This window comes from Nonomuraea sp. MG754425, from assembly GCF_021699195.1.
Classification (GTDB): Bacteria; Actinomycetota; Actinomycetes; order Streptosporangiales; family Streptosporangiaceae; genus Nonomuraea.
Map to the genome: position 1 here is coordinate 1 of NZ_SSXE01000426.1, position 1,225 is coordinate 1,225.

Genomic DNA, 1,225 nt, shown 5'->3' on the forward strand with positions numbered 1-1,225 from the left:
TTATGGCGGGAAGGAAACACCCGGTTACATTCCGAACCCGGAAGTTAAGCTTCTCTGCGCCGATGGTACTGCACTCGGGAGGGTGTGGGAGAGTAGGTCGCCGCCGGACAATCTTTAAGTAAAAGGGCCCCGACCAGTATTGGTCGGGGCCCTTTTCATTTCCCCTCATACAGTGCGCTTTCCGGGCATGACGGAGTTCCGGTGGCGACTTACAGACAGCCAGGTCACCCTTGTACTGTGACGGCTTCCTCCCCCTCAGGACAGGCATCTGAGCCGGCACGGCCCACTCGCCGACGCCGACGTTTCCTCGCCTGGACGCTTGCCCCGATCTCGCTCACTTTGGTGACGGTCGGAGTTGCCGGCTATTTCGTTGACTCGTATGGGATGCCTGGCACGGTGTTAATGCTGCTTGATGAGCAGGGGAGTCTGATCAGCGTCTCTTTGGGAGCGTTCGGTCTGTTTGTGGTGGGCGTGCTGCTCGTGGTGCGCCGACGGTCGCACGTGAGCCCGCTCGCCGGCCATGTCGCTCGACCGGCGGATTCCGCCAGGGCGGCCCGCGACGCAGGCGTGGCAGGTGAGATGTGGTCGGCCGCTCCCCATGGCAAGAGGCCCAGGGGAAGGCGACATGCGACAGGCGCTGACTCAGAACCGACCGAGTGGTCTCCTGAGCAGGGCGACTTGTGGCAGGAAAGGCCCGTCGAGCGGGAGGACACGAGCCCGGCGGAGGAGCGCACGCGGTCGAAGCGGTCCCCTGAGGGGAAAGGCGCGCGGCCGGACCGGTCCGATGAGCCTGAGACGCCCGCCTGGCCAGAGGGGCGCTTCCGGCAGGAAGGCATGCGGTCGCCCGGTGAGCACGCCTGGCCGGAGGGGCCTGCTGAGCGGAAGGGCGCACGCAGAGAGCGGCCCGGTGAGCCGGAGGACCGGCGTCCGCCGGAGGCGGGCTCAGGATCGGAGGGGTCTCCCGAGGGGAAGGGCGCGGGCAGGGAGCCGGAGGCGGGTACGACGTCGAAGGGGTCTTCCGAGCGGGAAGGCGTGCGGTCGGAGCGGTCCAGGGAGTGGGAGGAAGGGCCGGGCGGGGCGGAGGTCGACGAGGCGCGGCGGGGACGGATCGGGAAGGTGGAACGTTCCATCTCCGTAAGCGGTGACAACCCGGGGGTCGCGATGACCGGTGACCGGGCCACGGCCGTGAACGTCGGGCACGTGGACGTCGTCGGTGACGTGCGGC

1 rRNA gene is annotated in these 1,225 nt (G+C 67.8%); it reads left to right on the forward strand.

What is annotated here, in order from left to right:
• Positions 1–109 (forward strand): 5S ribosomal RNA (gene rrf / locus FAF44_RS53250); the annotation flags it as partial.
• Between the last annotated feature and the right edge of the window lie 1,116 nt (positions 110–1,225).